The following is a 20749-nucleotide window of genomic DNA, read 5'->3' as shown; positions in this document are numbered from 1 at the left end:
CAAAATAAAGGAGTGGGTATAATGCAAAAAACACTTTTAAAATCTTTAAAACTTATTGTCACTTTTGTAGCAGTTTTTGCTTTGGGTCTTTCGAACGTTTACGCCCAAGCTGAGATAATGACAGGCGAAGAACTTGAAAAAATCCAACTAGATAAAAAGAAAAAGGAAAAATATTTGGTAATTGATGTCCGACCTGAAGAAGACTATGCAGAAGGACATCTTTCACATGCCATTAATATCCCTTTAGATCAATTAGAAGAACAATTAGAACGATTAGAAGACTACCAAAAGATGCCAATTATTGTTTATTGCAACACAGGTAATAAGTCTGCAGAAGCTGCTAATCTTTTAATCGATAATGGCTTTGAAGATGTTAAAGATGCTGTAGGGGTTAAAGACTTTGAATATACTTTAGTGACTTATGAATCTATCTTGCCAGATACCTTCATTGAAGCAGCCGAAGCAGGCGAAACCATTTTCATTGATGCACGTGATCTTAAAGACTTTGAAAAAGCAAGTGTAGAAGGAGCCATTCATGCTTCAGTTGATAAGCCAGAAACTGTTTTAGAACAATTACCTGAAGACAAAGAAGTTGAAATTATTACTTTCTGTTATTCTGGTAATAAATCCGCTCAAATAGCTAACTTCTTAACCGAAAAGGGCTATACTAATGTCAAGAATTCTCTAGATGGTACAAAAGAAAATAAAAAAATTCCAATTATTGAAAAAGCTTCATAAACGATTGTAAGCAAAAAGCCCAACTTATAATTGGGCTTTTTCTATTTAAATCTATCATTCAAAACTAATAATATCTGCATGATTAACATAAAGCCAATATTTTTCGCCTACTTTATAATCTTTTAATGACTGGTGCAAGACATTGACACTCCATTGTTCACTTGAATTGATTAATTGAAATTTTAAATCTACATACTCTGGGTATTCAAAAAAATGGGTTAGTTTAGCAGGGAAAATGAGACTGGAAGAGGAAAATAAACGTTCTGTCTTAACTTCCACACGAATTGGTCTGACAAAAATTTCTTTGCCAATATAGTCTTTTAATTTAACATTAAAATCCATCTCTAACCAGTCTTTTCTACTTTCTTCAATAACTTTTAAACGGTTCAACACTCCAAAGAAACTACCCACATATTCATTTTTAGGATGATCAAAGACATTTTTAGGATAATCCACTTGCACTAAATTACCCTCATGCAGAAAAGCGATACGATCAGCAAATTGTACCGCTTCTCGCTTATCATGTGTCACTAAGATGGTTACCAGCCCTTTTTTAACATGTAAGTTATGTACTAACTGGCCCATCTCCCTTCTAAGAGGCTCATCGAGTCCGGAAAAAGGCTCATCCAACAAAAGAACCTGAGGTTCATTGGCTAAGGCTCTTGCGAGTGCTACCCTTTGTTGTTGACCACCTGATAGTTTATGGATGGAAGAAGCTTGTAAACCAGGTAAATGCACATCATTCAATAAAGATGCTACCCGCTCATCGATCTCTTTAGCTTTCATTTTCTTTAACCTCATTGGAAAAGCAATATTTTCTTTAACGTTATAATGCGGAAAAAGTCTTAAATCTTGAAAAACCACCGAAACTGGACGGGAATGACTTGGTTCTTTCATAATAGAAGTTTGATTAAGTAAAATATCTCCCTCAGCATTTTCAATTAGTCCAGCTAGTGTTTTCAAAAAAGTAGTTTTTCCAGATCCAGAAGGCCCAAGTAAAGCTAAATACTCTCCTTTTTTAACTTCAAGATTAAGTTCTTTTAAGACTTTGTTATGACCCAAACTCACTGATATATTTCTAATGATTAAAGACACGGTTCACCTCCTAATAATAGTCGAATTTTTCATATTTACTTTGATAAAAATTGGAAAGCCAAGAGAGTAGTCCCATAACTAAAAAGCTAATAATTAAAAAGAACAAAGCGTATATGCTAGCAATTGTACGATCGTTTCTTTGTAAATAAGGAAAAATAATTACTGATAGGGTTTGAATCTTCCCCCCACCTATCATTAAAGTCAGGAAATACTGACTAAAAGAAACAATGAATGACGTAGCTAAACTGGTCGCAAGAACAGGGAGCAGCAGTGGAAAAGTTATTTTCCAGAATGCTTCCAACTTATTTGCTCCTAATACCCATGCTTGCTCTTCTAAATGAAGGCCAACCGCATGGTAGGCATCAATCACTAAGTATGAAGCATAGGGTAAGGAATAAATCAAATGGGCTAATATCACGCCCCAAAGCTTATTAGCCCAGCCCCATTCAAACATTTTTTGATGAATACCTGTAGCAAAAACAATCACAGGAATTAGAAAAGGTAGGGCGATAGTCAACTGAATAAAATTCTTAAAGAAGCCTTTAGCCATTACCGTCGCTCTAGCAGTCATTAAGGCAATCAAAGATGACAGCATGGCTACACATGACGAAATAAATACTGAAGATAGTATAAGTGTTAGTAATTGATTAGGTTGCCGTACCAGATTTTCAAACCCTCTTAGGGACAAATTGTGCGGGATCAAATGAGGCCATGGCCAGCGAGCAGTAAATGCCCAGATTAATAAAATACTAATTGGCAAAAAAATAACTATAAATATTAAGAAATGAATAGTCTTACGATACATCTCGACCCACCTTTTCTTCACTGAATAGTTGTTTCTTTAGTTGTGGATAAAATGCTATCAGATAAATTACTACAACGGCTATCAAACTAATGAGTATTAAAATTCCATTATATGCCATTGCCAAAGGTCGTTGGCTTAAATCAGGATGCATATATGCTTGATAAGCTGCAATTGGTAATGCCTTAGGTAAAGTTGGTCCTAATAAAGCTGCTAGCTCGTAGGAACCAAAAGCGTACATAAATATAATGAAAAAGGCAGCTAAGATTGTGTTTTTTGATAAGGGTAGCACAATCTTAATAAAACTTTGTAAGCGACTGGCTCCAAGCGTCTGTGCAGCTTCGCCAAGTTTATTATTGATTGAACTTATTATAGGATAACAATAAAATAAAACAAAAGGAATTTCTTTCCACATAAAAGAAAAAATAATGCCCCAACCATTTGGTTGAAACATTAATGCATCAAACCAAGCTTGGGCATTTGAAATTCCCATTGCAAATAAAATTCGTGCAAATATTCCGGTTCGTCCAAACAGTTGTAAAGTAAACAGTGCGACCACTAAATGAGGAACAATTATAGGAATTTTTACTAGCGTCTGTTGCCATCTACTTAACTTTTCTTGAACAAGCCAAAAGTAAGCCCAAGCTAGACCCATAATCGTTGAAAGGAAAGCTGAATAAAAAGCAATTTTCAATGAAAAAAACACTGATTGCTTAAATTGTTTGTCATTTAATAAATCTTGATAGTAAGTCAGACTGAACTCATTTAAATTTAAAGAAGGAATGTATCCAAAAGACTGCACTATTCCAATCATTACACCTAACAGTAAAAACAAACTTAAAATGAACTGAGGCATAAATAAGAGAACTGCATAAAAACGCTTCTTCGTAAGCTCCATTTTATTTTCCTGCCACTTCATCTAGCCAAATTTCTTCGATCAAAGGCACTAATTGTGCGGGCATTTCTGGCAGTCGCTTAGATAAAAGTTGTTCTTGTGGTATTATCCCCTCGCCAATTTCTACTTCCTCAAAGTCTGCTTTTAATTGATCATTTAATTTATCATTATCGATTACCGGAATTAGACCGAGGTGTTCGTATTTTGATAATTGCATTTCTGGCGATAGCATTTCATTTATTGCTACCATAGCGGCTGCTTTGTGTGATGCATTTTTACCAATTGCTATAAAGTTAGTATTACCTATTGTGCCCTTTTCAAAAACAAATGATTGGGCAGTCGATGGATACATTCCCTGTTCAATTGATCGAGCAATTTCATAAGCGTTATAGTTGATATGAAAAGCAACTTCTCCATCCATAAATAAATTGTTTAAGGCAGGACCATCGCTTGGATAAGTTTTCCCCTCACTCCATAAATAAGGAGCCAATTCATTTAAGTAATCCAAAGCCGGTTGAATGAGAACTTTCAGCTCTTCTTTATCTGTTTCCATCTTTTGAAATTCTTGATAATCAACAAATTCATAGATAATATTCCGAACAAAAGCGGAACCGGTAAAATCTGGCAATGCCGGATAAGTAAAGCTTCCAGGATTTTCTTTTACATATGCTAACAAGGATTCAGCATCTGTAGGAGTTTCTTTAGTTACTTCTGAATCTTTAATTAAAACAAGCTGAGATTTTGAGTAAGGAGCTTCAAAACCTTCAATTGGATAGCCAAAATCCTGATTGTTTTCTATATCTTCTATATCTAGAAATTCTTGATAATTTGGTAAAATTTCTGTGAATGGACCATATAAGAGTTCATTTTCTCGAGCAGATTTAAAATTCTCGCCATTGATCCAAATCATATCCATTTCACTTTCGCTAGTTTGAGCTTGCTTCTCACTCACTAATTGACTCAAAATTTGATCGATATCCATCGGAATACGGTTTAACGTAATATCATATTTTTCTTTAAGTCTTGGTCCATATACTTCATCTAACCACTGGTTAAGCTTTTCATCGCCGCCCCATCCATAAAAATTAACTTCACTTCCTTTTGCTTGCTCTACTATTTCTTCAAAAGATAAGTTGTTTAATGGGCCTCCCTCATTGGCAAAAACATATGTAGTATTGACTATTAAACTGGTTATAACAGCTAAACTTAATAATTTTAGAATTTTTTTCATTAATATTCTCCTTAATAAAAAGCATGCTCGTCGTCAATGGCGAGCACGCTTCCTTGTATTTTTGAAGATGCTTTCTAATTGGTTTCTTTTCCTTCTTCTAAATCTCCAACTGTTTTATATTTTACCGAATCTGATTGAGGATCACCAATTTGAACTTCCAAATCATCATTCATTTGCCATTCATTCCATCCACCATCAAACATGGTAACATCTAAACCCCGCTCATACATCAACAAGAATGGAAGGCTAGATCTCCAACCAGTTCCACAATAAAAGGTTAAATCATTTTCAACATCAAAACCTTCTTCTTGCCAAAAAGCCAAAATCTCATCGAAGCTTTTATTTGTACCGTCTTCATTTTTAAAATCTTCCATTCCTGAACTATTAGCTTCTCCAGAGCCCCTCAATAATGGACGTCCCCAAACTGCTCCTTTAGGTTCTCCCGCTTTAGGAATATAAGAGTATCCTGATTCTATACCTAACCATTCATTTTCAGAACGTAGAGAGACTAAGCGAAAGTTGTCATTATTAGTTAAAGCATCCACAGTATCATCTAAAGATATAAGATATTCAGAATGAGCAGGCACTTCGACTCCAAATTCTTTAACAGCTGCAGGGACCACTTCACCTTCTTCTATTTCGTAACCTGCTGCTTCCCAAATAGCTAAGCCGCCATCTAGAATTTTAACGGATTCAACTCCTGTGTACAATGCAGCATAAGCTACACGGTCTACACCTGTATCAGGTCCATATAAAATCAACGTCGTATCTTTATCAATCCCATATTTTAATAAAGATTCTTCAATTTCTTCGGCAGATCGCAAATTCCATACAGGACCCTCTTCAACCGAATCCGTATTAATATGAATCGCTCCAGGCAAGTGTTTTCTCAAATAATCTGGACTTGCATCGGCTTCGCCCCAAGTGACTTCCGCCAATACATATTTTTCAATGTCTGAATTACCATCTAAGACATTTTTAATCCATTCTGCATCAACATAAACTTGTTTGTCCGGATCGACAGGGTATTGCTCCTCACTTGAAGCTTCGGTAGTGTTTTCTTCAACTTCATCTTCAGCATTAATTCTAGCAAATGGTTGCATAAGCCCAACAAATAATACAGTCAACATCAACCATGAAAACATTTTTTTCATAAGACACCTCCTTATATATATTTTTTTACTGGCTAATCATATCACTTCAAATATGCACCGACAAGCTTTGTTAGAACAGCCTTGAGCATTTATCAGAATAACTGATGAAAGCGATATCAATTCAAATTAACCATGAAGGCCCTTATCTATTAAGATATAATGGGAATGATAATATAAATTTTAAAGAGGAGAAGATCTTATGATTTATTTAGATAATGCAGCCACTTCCCTAAATAAACCTCAAGTAGTCATTGATGCGGTCATTGACGCCATTCAGCATTCTGGCAATGCTGGCAGAGGTTCTTCGGATTCAGCCATGCAAGCTTCTCGAAGCATTTTTCAAGCCCGTCAATCTTTGAATCAATTGATTAACGGCAAAGACCCTCGGCAAATAATTTTCACTCATAACGCTACAGATAGTTTAAATACAGTTATTAAAGGATTATTTAAGAAAGGTGACCATGTTATTACGACTGTCATGGAACATAATTCCGTTCTAAGACCTCTCTATGAACTAGAAGAAAATGGTCTTGAACTGACTATTTTAGGCATCAATTCGAAAGGAATTATTGATCCGGCAACAGTAAATAATACCATTCAAAGCAACACTAAAGGAATGGTCATCACTCATGCTTCCAATGTTACTGGTGACATTAATCCGATCAAGGAAATCACTCAAATTCTACACCAACACAATCTTTTAGGTATTGTAGATGCCTCACAGACAATTGGCTGTATACCTATCGACGTAGAAGCTTTGGACATAGATGTTCTTTGTTTTACAGGACATAAAAGTCTTTTAGGTCCGCAAGGAACTGGTGGTATATATGTTCACCCAGATGTAGAGATTCATCCACTAAAATCAGGTGGAACAGGCATTGATACCTTTAGTCATCATCAACCTCTTGATTACCCCTCACGCTTAGAAGCCGGAACTTTAAATAGTCATGGAATTGCTGGTCTTGCAGCAGGTGTAAATTATTTAATTGATTATGGAGTGAATAAAGTAAGAGATTATGAAAGGAATCTCTTAAACATCTTTTATAAGGAACTTCAATCCATTCCCCAAATAAAATTTTATGGTCATTTTAATCCTACTGTAGACCGCTGTGGAATTCTTTCAATTAATCTAGGCGATTTTGACTCGGCCATCGTAGTTGAAGAACTGATTGGCCGAGCTGAAATTATAACACGAGGTGGTGGTCACTGTGCTCCTTTAATGCATGAAGCATTAGGAACCAAGGAACAAGGAGTTGTGCGATTCTCACTATCGCATTATACGAAAAAAGAAGACCTCATGGTCGCCGTTGAATGTCTTAAAGACATTCAAAAAGATCTATCTGAGTAATTTTAAACGATTCGACAATTATTTATTATTTTTTCTAATAAATACCTCTCTCACCTTAAAATCAAAAATCAATATTAAATCGATATCAGAAAGTAGTGACTTTTGTGGAATTAAAACAAATCCAAACCTTTATAACAATAGTAGAATGGGGTAGTTTTTCAGAAGCTGCTAACCAACTCTACCTCTCTCAACCAACTGTCTCTTTGCACATTAAACAATTGGAAAATGAATTAGGCATCGAATTAATTTCACGCACAACTAAAAGCCATGAATTAACTACCCAAGGACAGGAATTTTATAAGTACGCACAATCCTTATTAAAAATGTCACGTAACATTGAAACCACCTTTTCTCAAAGAAACAACCATGAAATCACAATCGGTGCCTCATCCATTGCTGCTTCTTATCTTCTTCCGTTAGCTCTTTCGGAATTTGCCAAAGATAATAAAGAGATGCGGGTCTCCCTTCACCAAAGTGATACCATTGATATTATTAATGATATTGCCCTAGGGTCTTTAAATATTGGTATTGTTGGCTCTCAATCGATGAATAGTAACTTGACTTTTGAGAAGCTCTTTTCGGATAAATTAGTCATTGTTACCCCTTATAATCAAGAATTCATACAATATAAAGAAACAGCTTATCCAATTAAGAAGATCTTAGAAAAACCTTTCATTACTCGCGAGGAAGGTTCAGGAACACTTAAAGAATCAGCATTGATACTGAGAGAGTTGGATATCGATCCACTCAAACTGAATAAAGTTTTTGAAGTAAATAATAATGAAACGATAAAACAATTTATTAAGTTGGGGGTTGGGATTTCCATTCTATCAGAGCTAGCTGTTCAGCCTGATGTGAAACATAAAGAAGTTTTAACCTTCGATATTGAAGGAGTGAATTCTATACGAAACTTTTACTTGGTTTATCGTAAAAATACACACCTTCCTGAATCCGTTAAAAACTTTATCAATTATATTCGTAACTATCAATTATCGGTTGAACCTTTTCAGTCCGATCAATCAATTAATTAAGACTTAAGTCTGTCTGATTTTGGTTAATTTTCATCTATGATTGTCATATCATCAACATATGTTAAAATGTTTTTGAGGAGTGTGACCCGATGGATGAAAAAAGACAAATTTTAACCCGAAAATGGATGCATTTCCTCAATATTTTGGGACTCATAGTTACTTTCATATTAGTTATGTGGGGAATTCAAGCAGGTGTTTTTACCGACGAGAGAAAAATGCTAGTAATGATTAAAGGTTTTGGCTTTTGGGCGCCCTTGATTTTTATTATCATTCAGATAGCCCAAACCATTATTCCAGTTATGCCGGGAGCGATTACTATTCCCATCGGAATCTTAGCCTTTGGTCCCTTTTGGGGTTTCGTCCTCAATTTGTTACCCATCTATCTCGGATCTTGGGTCAACTTTTGGATTGGTAGAAGATATGGAAAACCTACTGTCCGAGCCATACTCGGCGATAAGTCTTATGGTAAAATGATCAGACTTTACGAAAGAAAAAACATGGGAAATTGGCTTTTTACTTTTTTAATGTTTTTTCCCTTCTCGCCAGCTGATATTCTCTGTTATGGAGCTGGAATCACTACTATGACTCGCAAGTACTTCATTTTATCCTTGCTATTTGGCAAACCTGTTTCCTTAGCTTGTTATGGTTTTGGAACAACTTATATTTTACATTGGTTAACATCATTCTTTTAAAAAAGAGGCTATCACTATATAGTTGATAACCTCTTTTTATGTTTTAAGCTTTGTTAATTTCCCACACTCGGTTAATTATTTTTAAATTAGAACCACTACTTGCCTTTTCTTTTTCAATTAAAAATGGTCTTTTAATTAGCATACCGTTTTTACTCATTAGCTTTAAAACTTCTTCAGAAGACATACTATCTAAACGGTCTTTTAATTTCATATCTCGGTAGACCTGTCCAGAAGTATTTAGCATTTTGCGAATATTGCCATCTGTCGATTGATAAGCCACTTTTAATTCCGAAAGAGAGGGGGGATTGTCGCGAATATCTTCTATCTCAGTCAATTCCAAACCATTTTCCTGCAAATACTTCATAATCTTGCGACAAGTTGAACATTGCTTTAAACCATATACTTTAATCATCATTTTCCCTCCGTCATTCATTAAAGAATACATAGCATAATTAGCTCACAGTATTATAAAATTGACTCTAATTTTTATCTCGTCCAAAAAATCGCCTTCCAATTTTGAAGACGAGTTCTTTTATTATTCATCGTAAAAACGGCGATTTTTATTATTAGGATTATAAAAAGTAAATCCTTGTCCAATAACTTCTTGAACATCACTAACTGTAACAAAAGCATTTGGATCAATTGAAGCAATATGTCGCTCTATTTTCACCACTTGCTGTTTAGATACAACAATATATAACACTTCTTTTTCCTTATGGGTGTAATAACCATAAGCTCTGAAAACAGTGATCCCTCTTGCAATTTCTTCGGTAATCATCTGACAAACTTGTTCTGGTTCTTTAGTAATAATTAACATTGCCTTCCGACGACTAAAGCCATCCGTAACAAATTCTAAGGCAGCTGAGGTTAAAAATTTCATAAAAATAGTAACAATAGTGTTTTCAGCACCTATAACAAACCCAGAAGCTAAGACAATTGACATGTTTAATAAAAAGGTAGCTGTGGCAAAATTAATCCCAAGGTATTTCTTTAAAATCATGGCGATAATATCTGTTCCAGCCGAAGAACCATGTCCTTTAAGAATTAATCCTAAACCAATACCCATTACAACTCCGCCTGCCATTGCCGAAATTAGCCGGTTTTCTGAAATAAAAACAGGTGGAAAGACAGTGTTTAAAGCCCAGGAGGTTACAATCATGGCATAAATTGTAAAAATTAATGTACGTTTTTCAAGAAATCGATAACCAATCAATAGAATAAAAGAATTTATAATGAGGTTTGTGGTCCCAGTAGGAATATCCTTGATATATTTTAAGATAATCGCGATACCTGCCACTCCACCATTACCAAAATGATTGGGGATTACAAAACTGTTTACCCCAGCAGCATAGACGAGACAGCCTAAAGTAACCATAAAGATGGAATAGGCAAGTGCCCATGGTTTCACCTGTAGCTGAAGTTTTGAAATTGACGGTTTCATTTATTCGCTCCTAATTTTATATTTCATTATCTATTATAGCGTTTATTCGATTTAAAAAACAGAACCTTCAGATGACTTTTTAATTAAATTTCTGTGGATAAAACCTCAGTCATTTCTCATCTTTTTTATAAATTACTCCACCGTTACCGATTTAGCTAAATTACGTGGTTTATCTACATCAAGCCCCCGTTCAACTGTTGCTAAATAGGCAATCATTTGGCAAGCAACCACACTCACAATTGGAGTTAAGAGCGGATGCACAGATGGAAGAACAAAGTCTCCTTCACTTGCGTATGGTTCACTTGCTATTACAAACGTTTTGGCTCCGCGCGCTTTCACTTCTTCTAAACTAGACCGCGTAATGGAAGCTGTTACTGGGTCAGTTATTAATGCAGTAACAGGCGTTCCCTCTTCTATTAAAGCAATTGTTCCATGTTTTAATTCTCCTGAAGCAAAAGCTTCGGTGTGAATGTATGAGATTTCTTTTAGTTTAAGAGCTGCTTCCATGGCTACTAAATAATCCATATGACGCCCTAAATAGAAAGCATGCACTTTATCTGCAAGTCCATTTTTTACCCAAGAATTTAAAGCCTCTTTTTGAGTAAGAACCCTTTCAATGGCTTGAGAAACTAATGATAACTCATGTTTCATTGAGAAATCCTTTTGGCTTGCAAGAACATCTGCTAAAATCGCTAAGACTGTTAATTGAGCTGTATAAGCCTTTGTAGAAGCCACAGCAATTTCCGGTCCTGCATTCAATAAAAGTGTATAATCCGATTCTCTCGAGAGAGTAGATCCCTTGACATTAGTTATAGTTAAAGATGGATAGTTTAATTCATTGACTTTCACTAAAGCTTGTCGACTATCAGCTGTTTCGCCTGATTGAGAAATAAATATAAAGAAAGGTCTTTGACTTAATAGCGGCAAGTGATAAGAAAACTCTGATGAAAGATGAACTTCCACTGGTATTTTCGCCAAGTCTTCAATCATCACTTTACCTACTAAACCTGCATGATAAGAAGTCCCACAAGCTAAAATATAAAGACGATCCGCTTGCTTAATTTCAGATAAAAGGTCAGCTTCAATAGTAAATTCACTATCTTGATTCTGATAATAAAGAATATTTTTACGAACTACAGCAGCTTGCTCATCCATTTCTTTAAGCATATAGTGCGGATAAGTTCCTTTATCAAGATCACTAGCATCTAAGTCTGCAATATAAGAAGAACGGTCAATGACTTGACCCGATAAGTCCTCAATTAAAATGCCATCCGATTGAATCATCAATAATTCACCGTCGTGAATTTCAATATATTCACTGGTCAAATCAATCGTTGCCATTGCATCCGATGCAATTACATTGAAATCGTTTCCCATGCCCACTAATAATGGTGATTTTTTCTTAGCAGCATAAAGAGTTGTGGGGTCTTCTTTATCAATTAATCCAATAGCATAAGAGCCTTCTATCAATTGAAGCACCTTTTTTAATGCTTCTTTGGTAGATATTCCTTCTTGTGAGAAGTAAGCAATTAAAGCAACAATTACTTCTGTGTCTGTTTGTGACTTTAATGATACTTCACTTAAGTAAGTTTTCTTTAAGTCTAAATAGTTTTCAATCACACCATTATGGACTAAAGTAAAGCGATCAGAATTAGATTGATGGGGGTGAGCATTTTCTCTATTAGCAGGACCGTGGGTTGCCCACCGTGTGTGACCAATACCAATACTAGAGTTAAATTCTTGATTTATTGCCCTTTCAAGGTCGGCAATTCTACCTTTCTCTTTAAAAAGATGCCCCCTACCTTCTTGATCTAAAAGATAAAGTCCGGCCGAATCATAACCACGGTATTCTAATTTTGCCAATCCATCAAGTATAATTCTTTGTACATTTCCTTCACCAATAAATCCAACAATTCCGCACATAAAATACGCCTCATTTCTTTCAATATTTTATGCTTTCGGTGCATAGAATAGACTCTGTCCAAGTTCTCGCGATCTTGTTTTAACTATTCTTAAAGACTGCACAGCCTTGAGTCATCCGCCGAAAATTCGATAAACTCATCCTCGTCACCTATTTCAATAGGTCTGGCGCTATCCAATTTTAGTCTCCTTTTATATTTTCTGAAAGCCTATTAAACTTACACTAAGCACGACTAAATGTCAAAAACTTCACACAAAAAAGCGTAAGGATTAAAAGGAATCTTCACGCTCTTTTGAATTATATTTATTTTGTTCTCTTTTTTAAACGTTTAATAACCGTCGTTGAATATGGAAGCAAATTAATCGATTTAATTTGATTAAGATATTCATTTTCTTCAAGATCAACAACATCATCGTAAACTAACATCGTATAATTGCCTAAAGGAACATTAAAGTGCGCATATTCTTCACCACCATTAAACATTAACAAGAGATCATAGCTTTTACCGGCATAACGAACCGCCATGATTTGGTCTGAAGCTTGAATTACTTCTGTCGAACAACGTAAGCTCTCATAGCTAGTTTGGCGTAGAAGAGGCTCTTCTTTTCTTAATTGAATTAAACCCTTTACGAATTCCACCGTTTTACAATGTTGAGTCATTAGAGACCAATCGATTTGATTAATAGCATCTGGTCGGTTATAAGAATCTCTGACTCCTTGCTTGCTTCTTAAAAATTCTTGACCAGCATGAATAAAGGGAATCCCTTGGGCTAGCAAGACTAAAGCCAATCCTAATTGCTGTTTTTTTATAATAATTTCCGGTAGATGATAAGGGTCAGCCATCATTAACCGATCATAGAGTGTATAATTATCGTGTGCTTCACAATATTGAATCACTTGCATGGGATTATTAAATTTTTCAGAATCATAGCGAGCTAGAAAATTATTAACTAGTGGTTCTTCCATGTACCAAGCACCATTAATAAACCCCCTTGCCTCAGGATTAAAATCATTCCCTTTTATAGCCTCTCGGATCCCATCATTAAATTGAGCTATTCTAGGCATTTTATAAGCATTATTTAAATTAGCTTTTTGATCTGGTGGAATGGGACTAGCCATATCCCAACCCTCACCTAAAATAATTATACTAGGGTCAATTGCATCAAGAGCTTCTCGAACAGCTTTTAAACTCTCAATATCATGCAAACCCATTAAATCAAAGCGAAATCCATCGATATGAAATTCACTTGCCCAGTATTGAACAGAGTCTACGATGAACTTTTGCATCATCACACGTTCAGATGCTGTATCATTTCCCACGCCACTGCCATTAGTTAACTGTCCAGATTGGTCATAGCGAAAATAATAGTGCGGGACTGTTAAGTGGAGAGGATGGTTTTCAACTTGGTAGACATGATTATAAACAACATCCATAATGACACGCATCCCTTTTTGATGAATAGCATGAATCATTTGTTTTAATTCTTTAATTCTAACAATAGGATCATAAGGATCTGTTGCGTAAGAGCCTTCTGGAATATTGTAGTTATAAGGATCGTAACCCCAATTATATTCATTTGGTTGCTCAAAGGTTTCATCGATAGAGTCAAAATCGAAAAGAGGTAAAAATTCTAAATGGGTCACTCCCAACTCACTTAGATAGTCTAACCCTGTGGAATCCCCTTCAGGATTTCGTGTGTCGGTTTGAGTCAATCCTAGATACTTTCCTCTATCAGTAATGCCAGATTCGCCTTGAATCGTTAAGTCGCGTACATTCACTTCATAAATAACCATAGCTTCGTCTCGAGGAAAAGACGGCATCCTTTTCGACCAGCCTGCTGGATTGGTTTTTTTCAAATCAACTACGACTGATCTCCTACCATTAACTGTACATGCTCGAGCGTATGGATCGATTGTTTCCTTTTGGCTCCCGTCTTTGAAATCAATACGAAAGCGGTAGGTTGTTTGATGATGGTCCCCTGCTAATTCTATTTGGAATACAGGGCCTTGCTTAACCATGAGGTGTTCATCTTTAACTTGACCATAATAACCTTCAAAAACAATTAATTGGATGGAGCGAGCAGTTGGTGCCCATACTTTAAATACTGTTTTATCAGGTGAATAGATAGCTCCTAATGCACCTAAATATGCCATTTGATCTAATTCTTTAATCCTCTCTTTTGTATACATACCTTCACTCTCTCATCCTTTATTTTAAAAAAAAGCAATAGAATAACGATTTACTATCGCTTCTATTGCGTTTTACACAAAATCTCTCTCAGTGAATTCTACTATTAACTATTTATAACGTTTGCGATGTGACAATTGACAATAACGTTCATACCAAATATCGATAAAGGCCGGATTAAAAGGACCTTTTTTTTCCTCAATCCAACGGACCAGCTCTTGAATGTTATATTTCAAAATGCGATCAATTTCGACTGGATAATTATAACGTCGACTATGTACTTCATACTCATCTAAATCTAACAATCGCTTCTCACCATCTGGAAACATTTTTATATCAAGATCATAATCAATATATTTTAACGCTTCCTTGTCCATAACATATGGAGAGGCAAGATTACAATAATAAGTGACACCTCTTTTACGAATCATCGCTACAATATTAAACCAAAAATGTTGATGGTAATATACAATTGCAGCTTCTCGTGTCACCCATCGACGACCATCTGATTCGATCACTAAAGTATGATCATTGCACCCAATAATAGACTGCTCACTGGTCTTTAAAACCATCGTATCGCGCCATGTTCGATGCAAAGAACCATCGTGTTTATAACTTTTAACAGTAATGAATTCACCTTCTCTGGGCTGCTTCATCACTGAACCTACTTTCTATTGTGTAAATAATTAGCCATTCGGCTATCAACTTTTCCTTGAATATTATATCATACTCGCTTGTCTTTATGGGAGCAAATTTCATTTTATAAGAGAAAGCTTATTCTCTCCTTAAAATAAATTATTTCCTAAAATTCGAGATTTATGCTATAATTTGTTCAATAAAAAAAAGAAAGGAAGCTTATTATGAATTCAAGCACTTCCCCCAAAAAACCACTAGAAATTGGTATATATACTTTAGGTGATCATGTACCTCATCCAATTACTGGCGACCGTATTTCACAAGAACAAAGAGTCAATGAAATTATTCGTTATGGTATTGAAGCAGAAGCGGCTGGCTTAGATCTTTTTAGTGTCGGTGAAAGTCACCAACCTTATTTTACTAGCCAAGCGCATACAGTTATCTTAGCAGCTATTGCTCAAGCAACTTCTAAAATTAAACTTTCTTCTGCTGCAACCATCGTTTCAACTTCAGATCCCGTTCGCATCTTTGAAGATTTTGCTACCCTGGATCTTATTTCAAAAGGAAGAATGGAGATCATTGCAGGACGCGCTTCACGTGTAGGTCTTTTTGATTTATTAGGCTATAATATGCGCGATTATGAAGCCTTATTCGAAGAAAAATTTGAACTTTTACGTCAGATTAATGAAGATTTAATTATAAATTGGGAGGGAGAATTTAGAGCACCTTTGAAGAATGCTTCCATTCTACCTCGACCTTATCAAAATCGTAAACTGACAATTTGGCGCGCAGTTGGTGGCCATCGCACATCTGCTATTCAAGCCGGACGTCAAGGAGCCCCTATCTTCTTAGCACATTTAACTGGACCAGTCGATATTCATTTAGCTAATATTCAGTCTTATCGGGAAGCCTTAGAAGAAAGTGGCTATCAAAGCCAAGATTTCCCTGTGGCAACTGCTGGAATGCTATACGTAGCTGAAACTTCACAAAAAGCCAGACAAGAAGCCTATACTTTCATTTCTAAAGGCTTTACCTTCTCAAATGGTCAAGAATTTCCTAAGCGAGCTTTTGCCCAATCAGAAAACCTTAATGATATTCTTAACGTTGGAAGTCCGCAAGAAATCGTTGAGAAAATTCTCTATCAATATGAAACTTTCGGTATCAGCCGTTATGTGGCTCAAATTGATTTTGGTGGAATTCCTTTCGAACATCTAATGAAGAACTTAGAACTTTTAGAGGCTAAAGTTTTACCCGCTGTTCGCCGCTATACTGGTCAAAAAGCTGCCGATCAAGCTGAGCCAACCGATCACGCTAAATTTAGAGAGACGGTCCAAGAATTGACCAAGGAAAAGGAAGTGGAATAATGAGATTAATTTTACTTTCTGGTTCGAAGATGGGTAGTAAAACTCGCATTGCTATGAACCTCACTAAAGAGATTATTCAAACAAACTATTCAGACTTTGATGTGGAGTTGATTGATCTAGCTGAAAAAGATATTGAATTCGCGGATGGTCATCACTATGTTGAACTTACTGGCGATAGTGCTTATGTTACAAAAGCAATCATGGAAGCTGATGCTATCATAATTGGTAGTCCAATCTTCCAAGCCTCCATCCCAGCCACACTTAAAAATATTTTCGATCTTTTTCCACAAAATGCTTTAAGAGACAAGACAGTTGGAATGGTGATTACAGCAGGTAGTCCTAAACACTACTTAATTGCCGAATATCAATTGAAGCCTATACTTTCATATATGAAAGCTATGGTTATTCCTTCTTATGTCTTTATTGAAGAAGCTGACTATCATCAAGGTGAAATAATTAATCAAAACATCCATTACCGTTTAGATGGTTTAATTAAAGATACTTTATTATTTAGCCAAGCTATGGAATTAAAACGACAAAAAGAAGAAGAAGCCTATGACTTTTAATAATTAAAATATATCGTTTGTAATCAAAAGACCTCTAGCTCTTTTTGCTAGGGGTCTAAATTTTTTAAAACTTATTTGTTTGATGCATCATTTAAAAAAGTCGTAAGTCATCATTAGAAGATGCTTTATTACTATCTAATAATTTTATCTGCAGTGAGGACAAGGCCAATTGACTTATATCACTCTCTGCTACCCACCGAAAGCTACTATCATTTAGATGAAGCTGATCAAGTAATTGCTGTCCACTACTTTCAAAATTGACCGCTAAAATGCCAACTTGCCAAATTCGATGGCTAAAAACATGTTTTATTGCTGGAGTAAGCTTTTCTATCTTGACTTTAAAGTATTGCTGAATTTCTTCTACAACAGATTCCATTACCATTTCATCTGGCTTGAGATAAGTATAAAAGAATGCCTCTTTAACTTCATTTGCATCTTTTAAAGCTAGCAAATCGACTTCTACTAAAGGATAGTGCCATAAGCCGAACAATAATTCTCCGGTTTGATGCTGACGCATTAAAACTTTCCCTTCTTTATTTATAATTTTATAAGCAAGCCATTCTTGTCTTATCTGCTTAGTCTTCTTATGTTTAACTGGATAAAGATGACTCGTTCCATTTTGATAAGATTGATCAAATTCTTCTAAGATATGGTTTTCAGGCCGGTAATTGCTTGGTGTCATAACGGTAGCTCCAATATCCATCAAAGCTTGATTAAAGTCACCCGGTCGTTTGGGGTCAATCAGAGGGTCTAATATGGCTTTAAAAACTTTACGGTTTTTTGCTTGACCAATATCTTCCTCTACTTCAAATAAGCGAGCGATAATACGCATTAAATTGCCATCAATGGCAGGCTCAACTAAACCAAAGGCAATCGATCCGATAGCTGCTGCTGTATAAGGTCCAATACCTTTTAAACTTAATAGCTCCTTCATGGTTTTTGGCATGATGCCATCATAATCATTCATAATTTGTTTAGCAGCAAATTGCATATTTCTTACCCTTGAATAATAGCCTAAGCCTTGCCATAGCTGATGCAGTTGTTCTTCAGAACTTTGAGCTAAAGCTTGAATAGTTGGTAACTCGTCTATAAAACGCTCATAGTAAGGGATAACCGTATTCACTTGCGTTTGTTGCAGCATAATCTCACTGACCCAAATTTGATAGGGATCTTTGCTGTGGCGCCATGGTAAGTCTCGCCCTTCTTCATCGTACCAAGTTAATACTGTTTTGCGAAACTTCTGAATTTTTTGAGGAGACCAATCAAGATAACTACTTATAAATTTACTCATTTAACTACTCATTCTCCCCTTTCATATTCATCACACTTTCATTATCCTCTAGCCAATTTTGAATGTCTTGATATTCAAATCCCTTTTGTCGCAAGTCGACAATTAGACGCTGCTTAAGTTCGTAGCCTTCATGTTTTTTGGATCTTTTGCGGAAAATTTTTTGCCCCTCTTTATCCAGCAGATCCTCCTGAAGTTCAGGATCGACTTCCATTTTATAATTATCTAGAAAGGTTTGAATGATTGTTCGATCATAGCCCTTTTGGTTAAGGTGTTGGTATAACTTTGTTTTTTGCATGGCTAAAGACAATCGTTTTTTACTTTTAATAAACTTATCCGCTAACATTTTTAAGTTTTCTCGTTGCAAATTTTCTGGATACTCCATTAAAGCTTCTTCAATTAATAGATCATTTAAACCTTTCATTTTCAGCTCATAAGAAATGTTTCTTGGCCCTTTACGGTTGATATTGGCTTGAGTGCGTACATAGGCTTGGCCATAAATAAGATCATTAATTAAGTTTTGTTCTTTTAGTTTGTCAATAATTTGATCAATCAAACTTTCTGAAATGTCAAAAGATGCATAGTCAACATTCCTTTGTTGTTTACTGGGATTAGCTAGTGGCGTTTTGCAGTTACTAGATTCCATTTCCTTAGAAAAATCCTGCCTTTCTTCCATCTTCTCACTTTGTGACTCTTTTATCATTTTATCAAGATAATCACGTACTTCTTGTTCAGATTTCAAACCATAAGACAGATAGTTTAGCGTTTTTTGATAAAAACGATAATGAAATTCAGCTTCTAAAATTTTTCTAATTAACTCTTGATCGACTGCTAAACCTTTTCTGATAGCAAACTTAATTAAAATTGCCTCATCGATTCCAAAAGCAAACTGATTATCTATAAAAATAGAATAGCGTTGCTTATTCTTTTTTTGAACCTGAATTTTTGATATTTTCAAATCATCACCTCTATTTATTATTGTAACACGATTTATCCAACTTCTCTGATTCAGACTTCTATTCTGTTATCGAGAATATGCTATAATAGACAAAAAACTAAAGGGGCTTGCTCATGGATAAAAGAGAACAGTCAATTCTTCAACTAGCCACTCTTGCTGGGACCCTCTTGATTCAATCAGAAGCTGAAGGTTATCGAGTTGAGCGAACAGTTAACCAAATTCTCTCATTAAGTAACTTTGACCAACCCGCTGTCTTTTCATCTGCTTCTGGCCTATTTTTAGCTTTACAAAATAGTCAGTTTAAAGAAGAAAGCCCGGTGGGAAGCACAATTATTGTAAGGGTGAAAAACCGCAAAAATCACATGCGCATCATCCATCAAGTCAATGAAATCATTGGTCAATTATTAGACAAAAGTATTAGTCCACAAGAAGCCTATTTGAAACTAAACAGCATTCAAGACCAAGAATATACCACCCATAACCAATTTGTTTGGACAATTCTTTTGATCATGTCCTATGTTATCTTATTAGAAGGTGGTTTAGGCGATTTGGTGATTGCTCTAATTCCAACCATCATGATTCTATTTTTTAAACTATCAGAAGATAACTTTGGTCTCAACCGTTTTGCTGTCAATGTCTTAATGACAAGTTCACTAGCCTTTGTTTTACCCATTATCCATTGGTATGTAACCACCCGCTTTAACCTAAATATTGTTATTGGTGCCACTTTAATGCCACTTTATCCCGGAACGGCTTTTACCAATGGAATCCGTGATTTGCTTCACGGGGATTACTCTACTGGTATAACTCGTTTAATAGATGCTTTTAAGGAAGGATTGAGCCTTGCTTTGGGTGTCGGAATTGGCTTAGCTATCTCATATGGAGTGATTAACTTATGGAATTAAATCATTTAATATTAAGACTCGTTGCTAGTTATCTAGCAACTGTAGCAGCAGCTATCAATGTCAATGCTCCACGTAAATTCATTTATTGGTCAGGTATACCGGGAATCATTTCATATGCTGTTTATTTATTTGTTCTAAGTCACACCAATACCTTTATCGCTACTTTTATTGGTAGTCTTATTGTAAGTATTATGGGCCAGTGGATGTCACGTAAGTTTAAAACCGTCGTTAATGTTTTTTACATTCCTGCTTTCTTTCTTTATGTACCGGGAATTGCCATTTACGAGACTGCAGAATACTTTATGCAAAACAATTTGATTGCAGCTAGTCAGTCCTTTTATCAAGCCTTGGTGACTGCTCTTGCCATTGGTTTAGCGGTCTTTGTCGTGGATTCAGCTATGGATACTTATAAATATCACCTTAATAAAAGGTCACAAGCCGATTAAATTTTATGCTCAATCGGTCAGTCTATGGTCGGAGTAATCTTTCTATTTAA

At 35.5% G+C, this 20749-nt stretch carries 20 protein-coding genes; 8 read left to right on the top strand and 12 right to left on the bottom strand.

Annotated elements, in window-relative coordinates; genetic code table 11:
* Positions 1 to 21 precede the first annotated feature (21 nt).
* Complete coding sequence (locus ACQV18_RS03430; protein ID WP_428885228.1) at positions 22 to 738, top strand: rhodanese-like domain-containing protein; 717 nt, start codon at positions 22 to 24, stop codon at positions 736 to 738.
* A gap of 54 nt (positions 739 to 792) precedes the next feature.
* Here the strand turns inward: ACQV18_RS03430 and ACQV18_RS03425 are convergent, their stop codons facing one another.
* The 5 genes from ACQV18_RS03425 to ACQV18_RS03405 all read right to left on the bottom strand — a co-directional run bounded on the left by ACQV18_RS03425 (position 793) and on the right by ACQV18_RS03405 (position 5915).
* Positions 793 to 1833 (bottom strand): ABC transporter ATP-binding protein, encoded by a 1041-nt coding sequence (locus tag ACQV18_RS03425; RefSeq protein ID WP_428892579.1) that lies wholly within the window; start codon positions 1831 to 1833, stop codon positions 793 to 795.
* 10 nt (positions 1834 to 1843) lie between these two features.
* Positions 1844 to 2638 carry an ABC transporter permease gene (locus tag ACQV18_RS03420; RefSeq protein WP_428892578.1) on the bottom strand — a complete coding sequence of 265 codons (795 nt, stop codon included), beginning with the start codon at positions 2636 to 2638 and terminating at the stop codon, positions 1844 to 1846.
* A complete protein-coding gene (locus tag ACQV18_RS03415; protein WP_428892577.1) occupies positions 2628 to 3533 on the bottom strand; it encodes an ABC transporter permease in 906 nt (301 codons plus the stop codon). Before ACQV18_RS03415 ends, ACQV18_RS03420 begins: the two co-directional genes overlap by 11 nt.
* 1 nt (position 3534) lies before the next feature.
* On the bottom strand, positions 3535 to 4761 hold the full coding sequence (locus tag ACQV18_RS03410) for an ABC transporter substrate-binding protein (protein ID WP_428874888.1): 1227 nt from the start codon (positions 4759 to 4761) through the stop codon (positions 3535 to 3537).
* 74 nt (positions 4762 to 4835) lie between these two features.
* The gene (locus ACQV18_RS03405) at positions 4836 to 5915 is read right to left on the bottom strand and encodes a sulfurtransferase (protein ID WP_428892576.1); all 1080 of its coding nucleotides are present in this window, start codon (positions 5913 to 5915) and stop codon (positions 4836 to 4838) included.
* A gap of 199 nt (positions 5916 to 6114) precedes the next feature.
* Here ACQV18_RS03405 and ACQV18_RS03400 point away from each other — a divergent pair, with 199 nt between their 5' ends.
* From ACQV18_RS03400 to ACQV18_RS03390, 3 genes are all read left to right on the top strand, one after another.
* Positions 6115 to 7263 (top strand): aminotransferase class V-fold PLP-dependent enzyme, encoded by a 1149-nt coding sequence (locus ACQV18_RS03400; protein ID WP_428892575.1) that lies wholly within the window; start codon positions 6115 to 6117, stop codon positions 7261 to 7263.
* Positions 7264 to 7367: 104 nt separating this feature from the next.
* Positions 7368 to 8294 carry a selenium metabolism-associated LysR family transcriptional regulator gene (locus ACQV18_RS03395; RefSeq protein ID WP_428872777.1) on the top strand — a complete coding sequence of 309 codons (927 nt, stop codon included), beginning with the start codon at positions 7368 to 7370 and terminating at the stop codon, positions 8292 to 8294.
* Between the two features lie 89 nt (positions 8295 to 8383).
* Complete coding sequence (locus ACQV18_RS03390; RefSeq protein WP_428872776.1) at positions 8384 to 8986, top strand: TVP38/TMEM64 family protein; 603 nt, start codon at positions 8384 to 8386, stop codon at positions 8984 to 8986.
* Positions 8987 to 9029: 43 nt separating this feature from the next.
* Here the strand turns inward: ACQV18_RS03390 and ACQV18_RS03385 are convergent, their stop codons facing one another.
* The 5 genes from ACQV18_RS03385 to ntdP form a co-directional block, all read right to left on the bottom strand.
* Entirely contained in the window at positions 9030 to 9398 is a 369-nt protein-coding gene (locus tag ACQV18_RS03385) for a Spx/MgsR family RNA polymerase-binding regulatory protein (RefSeq protein ID WP_428874892.1), read from the bottom strand.
* A 123-nt stretch (positions 9399 to 9521) separates the two neighbouring features.
* The gene (locus tag ACQV18_RS03380) at positions 9522 to 10427 is read right to left on the bottom strand and encodes a YitT family protein (protein ID WP_428872773.1); all 906 of its coding nucleotides are present in this window, start codon (positions 10425 to 10427) and stop codon (positions 9522 to 9524) included.
* A 132-nt stretch (positions 10428 to 10559) separates the two neighbouring features.
* Positions 10560 to 12350, bottom strand: coding sequence for a glutamine--fructose-6-phosphate transaminase (isomerizing) (glmS, locus tag ACQV18_RS03375; protein ID WP_428892574.1), 1791 nt, complete (start codon positions 12348 to 12350; stop codon positions 10560 to 10562).
* Between the two features lie 301 nt (positions 12351 to 12651).
* Positions 12652 to 14538 carry a type I pullulanase gene (pulA, locus tag ACQV18_RS03370; RefSeq protein WP_428872769.1) on the bottom strand — a complete coding sequence of 629 codons (1887 nt, stop codon included), beginning with the start codon at positions 14536 to 14538 and terminating at the stop codon, positions 12652 to 12654.
* A gap of 108 nt (positions 14539 to 14646) precedes the next feature.
* A complete protein-coding gene (ntdP, locus tag ACQV18_RS03365) occupies positions 14647 to 15192 on the bottom strand; it encodes a nucleoside tri-diphosphate phosphatase (RefSeq protein ID WP_090289229.1) in 546 nt (181 codons plus the stop codon).
* 204 nt (positions 15193 to 15396) lie between these two features.
* On the opposite strand from ntdP, the gene ACQV18_RS03360 reads away from it, so the two are divergent.
* Together ACQV18_RS03360 and ACQV18_RS03355 are read left to right on the top strand one after the other, a co-directional pair.
* Positions 15397 to 16536, top strand: a complete 1140-nt coding sequence (locus tag ACQV18_RS03360; protein WP_428874894.1) for an LLM class flavin-dependent oxidoreductase — start codon at positions 15397 to 15399, stop codon at positions 16534 to 16536.
* Positions 16536 to 17102 carry an NADPH-dependent FMN reductase gene (locus ACQV18_RS03355; protein ID WP_428892573.1) on the top strand — a complete coding sequence of 189 codons (567 nt, stop codon included), beginning with the start codon at positions 16536 to 16538 and terminating at the stop codon, positions 17100 to 17102. Before ACQV18_RS03360 ends, ACQV18_RS03355 begins: the two co-directional genes overlap by 1 nt.
* Positions 17103 to 17193: 91 nt before the next feature.
* Here ACQV18_RS03355 and mutY read toward each other — a convergent pair whose 3' ends face one another.
* Both mutY and ACQV18_RS03345 read right to left on the bottom strand, forming a co-directional pair.
* Entirely contained in the window at positions 17194 to 18393 is a 1200-nt protein-coding gene (mutY, locus tag ACQV18_RS03350; protein ID WP_428872766.1) for an A/G-specific adenine glycosylase, read from the bottom strand.
* A gap of 4 nt (positions 18394 to 18397) precedes the next feature.
* Positions 18398 to 19348: a RecX family transcriptional regulator gene (locus tag ACQV18_RS03345; protein ID WP_428874895.1), complete on the bottom strand. Its 951-nt coding sequence runs from the start codon at positions 19346 to 19348 to the stop codon at positions 18398 to 18400.
* Positions 19349 to 19461: 113 nt separating this feature from the next.
* On the opposite strand from ACQV18_RS03345, the gene ACQV18_RS03340 reads away from it, so the two are divergent.
* Both ACQV18_RS03340 and ACQV18_RS03335 read left to right on the top strand, forming a co-directional pair.
* On the top strand, positions 19462 to 20253 hold the full coding sequence (locus tag ACQV18_RS03340) for a threonine/serine ThrE exporter family protein (RefSeq protein ID WP_428872764.1): 792 nt from the start codon (positions 19462 to 19464) through the stop codon (positions 20251 to 20253).
* Positions 20244 to 20699, top strand: coding sequence for a threonine/serine exporter family protein (locus ACQV18_RS03335; RefSeq protein WP_428872763.1), 456 nt, complete (start codon positions 20244 to 20246; stop codon positions 20697 to 20699). Before ACQV18_RS03340 ends, ACQV18_RS03335 begins: the two co-directional genes overlap by 10 nt.
* The last annotated feature ends 50 nt before the right edge of the window (positions 20700 to 20749 follow it).

Origin of the sequence: Facklamia sp. P9177, from assembly GCF_050409585.1 — a bacterium.
In the GTDB taxonomy this organism is placed as follows: Bacteria; Bacillota; Bacilli; order Lactobacillales; family Aerococcaceae; genus Facklamia.
The sequence above is the reverse complement of the archived record's forward strand: the minus strand, read 5'-3'. Positions and strand labels throughout refer to the sequence as shown.